This window comes from Pararhizobium sp. (assembly GCF_035497515.1).
Lineage (GTDB): Bacteria > Pseudomonadota > Alphaproteobacteria > Rhizobiales > Rhizobiaceae > Pararhizobium.
The window spans coordinates 1-3638 of sequence record NZ_DATJDJ010000187.1; the positions used below are offsets into that span (position 1 = coordinate 1).

The window sequence follows — 3638 nt, forward strand, 5'->3', positions numbered from 1 at the left end:
AGCGCCTGGGCCAGCCCGAGCCGCTGCCGCATGCCCTTGGAATAGGTCCGGACCGCGCGGTCGGCCGCAGCAGGCGCAAGTCCGACGCGCTCGAACAGGCCCGCTATGTCCGACACATCCACACGTTTCAGCCGTGCATAGAAGGCAAGCGTCTCCCGTCCCGTCAACGCCATGTGGAAGGAGACGCTCTCCGGCAGGTAACCGAGCCGCTGGCGCACGGCGAAATCGCCGCGGGCCGGGTCTTCACCCAGCACCTGCACTGTGCCCTGCGTCGGCCGGATGAGGCCGAGCATCAGCTTGATCAGCGTCGTCTTGCCTGCGCCGTTATGGCCGACAAGGGCCACCGTCTGTCCCTGTTCAAGCGCGAAGGAGACATCCTTGACCGCCTCGATCCGGCCGTAGCGTTTCGCCACGCCTGATAATGTGACCGTGGGTGCCGTCACTGCAAATCGTCCTTCTGTCTTGTCGGTGCCATCAACGGATGGCTGTCCACCACGCCGCCCGGTAGCAGCGCCGGAAACTGGACCTGCGCCCAGCGGATGATCTGCACGGCCGGGCTCGATGTGAGAATCTTGGCCTGCGGCGAGGTCCACAGGACCTTGTCCATCAGGTCATTCGGGCGATAGGTATTATCGCCGATTCCATCGCCATCAAGATCGAAGGCCGGGTTGTCGCTCCAGTAGTTGCCGCGCCCGTTCACCGACCAGTCGAGATAGCGGGTGCCGACATATTTCACCTGGTTGCGATTGTCGATGAAGGCATTGCCGGTCATCGTATTGCCTTCCGACCCGGCGGTGAAATGGATGCCGATGGCGCAGCCCTGGAATGTGTTGCCGAGCAGCTTGTTCCGGTTGGCATTGTAGATGAAGACGCATTTCTCCGGGCCGAGCCGCATGCCGCCCTCGACGGCGCCCGTCGCCTCGGCATCATCCTTCACGCCATGACCGGAATCCTGGATCCCGGCCATCGTCCAGCGGTCCGCCGGCTGCAGCCGGCCGCGGACGATGTTGCCGGATATCGTCGAACTGTTGGCCGAGTTCAACAGCAGGCCGTGGTCGCGGTCGCCGTCGGAGATATTGTCGATGATCTGCAGCCGGTTGGAGAACATGATGGCATAGCCGACGGAATTACCGGTCGAGACATTGCCGCTGATCACGCTGTCATTGGTATACATATAATGGATGGCGAAGCGCAGATCGCGGAAGCGGTTGCCGCTGAAGACATTCTTCTTGCTGGCCATGGTGGCGATACCGTCGCGGCCGAAACTGACGTCGTTATCGATGACCTTGCCGCCCGGTGCGTTCCATACCGATATGCCGCTGCCGAACTCGCTCATCCGACCATCTTTGAGGCCGACGACCACGTTCTTCCGGGCCAGCGAGTTCTTCGCGCCGTGGAGATAGATGCCGAACAGATTGCCGGTAAGGGTGTTGTTCTCGATGATCGCGCCGGTCGCCGTCCGGGCTGCGAAGATACCGGAATCCAGCGTCGACAGGTTCATGCCCGAGCCGGTGACCTCGATACCGCGCACGGAAACCTCCTCCGCCTCGATGGTGACGACGCTGCCCTCGCCGTTGCCGACGATGCTGGCTCCGTCCTCGCCGTCGAGCGTCACCGGCTTGTCGATGACCAGCGGCCCGTCGTACCGGCCTGGCTTGAGGCGTATCCGGTCACCCGGAGCCGCCGCATCGAGAACGGCCGACAGTGTCGGGCCGCTGGAGGGTGTGACGATCCATTCCGCGGCCAACGCAGCCGAAGGAATGGCGGCCAGAAGGGCCGCCATCCAGGTTTTTGCCAGTTTGTTCCACATCAGGCCGATTTAGGCTCCACCAGCATCCGGCCCTTCATCTCCATGTGCATGGCATGGCAGAACCAGGAGCAATAGTACCAGTAGACGCCGGGCCGGTCGGCCTTGAACGTCACCGAGGCGGTGGCCTGCGGCCCGATCTCCATGTTGATGCCGTAGTTGACGATGCAGAAGCCGTGCGTCAGATCCTCCACCTCATCGATATTGGTCACATAGACGGTGACTTCGTCCCCTTGCTTGACCGTGAAGGATTCAAGCCCGAAGGCCGGGGCCGCCGAGGTCATGTAGACGCGTACCTTGTTCCCGTCGCGGATGATCTCCGAGTCGATGAGCAGGTCGATATTGTCCTTCTTGGCCTGTTCCACGGCATCGGCAAAGAAGACATCGTCACGGCTCCAGATGCTGACCGGGTTGATCTTCGAGGCATGGACGATCGTCGCGTCATGCGGTTCGGCGAAGGTCGGGTTGTCATGCACAAGCACCATTTGGTCGCCGGAAATGTCGATCAGCTGGTCGCATTCGGGCTTCAGAGGGCCGACATTGAGGAACCGGTCCTTCGAGAACTTGTTCAGCGATATCAGCCACTTGCCATCAGCTTCCTTGGTCTGGCCCATAGAGGTATGGTTGTGGCCCGGCTGGTAGTGGACGTCGAGCTTCTGACGGATCGGATCGACTTTTTCACCGGCAAAGGCGCGCTTGGCGTCTTCGATGTTCCACTTGCAGATCTGGCTGTCGATGAACAGCGTCGTATAGGCGTTGCCCTTGTCGTCATAGGCCGTGTGCAACGGTCCGAGGCCGAGTTCAGGCTGCGACCACCACATCGCGCGGCTTGATCTTGTCGTTGAAGAGATCATCGAACTTGCGCACGTCGAACACTGTGACGGTCGGGGACAGCTTGCCGGCGGCAACCACGTGGATGCCGTCGGGGGCGGTGTTCATGCCATGCGGGCCGTTGGAAACCGGGACATAGCGGGTGTAGGCGGAACCCGCCCGCCCGTCGATTACCGGTACGCCGTTCATTTCCTTGAAATCGCCCTTGGCGACGGCTTCCTCGATCCGCTTGATATTGAAGATGACGACCCAGTCCTGCTCCTTCGACATCATCTCTTCGAGCGTAACGCCCTTTTCGGAATTGTAGCAGGTCGCAAAACAGTATTTGCCCTGGTAGTCGGCATCGACATTGTCGAGGTTGCCGTCGACGATCACCTGCCATGCAACTGTCATGGTCTCGCCGTCAACCGCGGAAAAGATCGAGAAGTATTCGGCAGGCTTGTCGAGGATCTTGCCGTCGTTCGGCAGCGGCACGCCGTCCTCGCCGTTGCAGAACACATAGCCGGTCTTGGGATATTTCTGCACGCGCAGGCCATGAACGGTGTGCTGGTTCGGTAGTTCGATGATCTTGTCGCATTTCATGACGTCGAGGCGGATGCGGCAGACGCGGGTATTGGACTTGTCGTTCGCATAGAGATAGCGGCCGTCATAGGTGCCGTCGGTGAAGGACAGATGCGGATGGTGCAGGTCGCCGTTGTGGTAGACGCCGCCCTTGTCCTTGAGGTACTCGACCGTTTCGGGGCGCAGCCCTTCGGTCATCACCTTCAGGCTTTCGTTAGTCTGGCCCCAGCCGGTGGCGCTGCACCGGTTGAACACCGGAATGCGCATGAATTCGCGCATCGACGGCAGGCCGACGATGCGGACTTCGCCGCTCTGGCCGCTGGAAAAGAACGTGTAATATTCGTCCAGTTCGCCCGGCTTGACCTCGTAGGACAATCCTCCCTCGGTGGCGGCCTTTGCCGGCGTGGCGCCCCCGGCAAAGGCCAGCGCGCCACCGGCT

At 61.2% G+C, this 3638-nt stretch carries 2 protein-coding genes and 1 pseudogene; all 3 read right to left on the reverse strand.

Annotated elements, in window-relative coordinates; translation table 11 throughout:
• Positions 1–443: ABC transporter ATP-binding protein (locus VL202_RS20125; protein WP_325465859.1), on the reverse strand; the 443-nt coding region annotated here is incomplete at its 3' end.
• On the reverse strand, positions 440–1810 hold the full coding sequence (locus VL202_RS20130) for a nitrous oxide reductase family maturation protein NosD (RefSeq protein WP_325465860.1): 1371 nt from the start codon (positions 1808–1810) through the stop codon (positions 440–442). The genes VL202_RS20125 and VL202_RS20130, both read right to left, overlap by 4 nt.
• Positions 1810–3638, reverse strand: a pseudogene (gene nosZ / locus VL202_RS20135) (TAT-dependent nitrous-oxide reductase); the annotation flags it as partial. The pseudogene nosZ and the gene VL202_RS20130, both read right to left, overlap by 1 nt.

Coding starts and splice junctions, on each gene's coding strand:
- VL202_RS20130 (WP_325465860.1), bottom strand. CDS start 1,810: ATGTGGAACAAACTGGCAAAAACCTGGATGGCGGCCCTTCTGGCCGCC.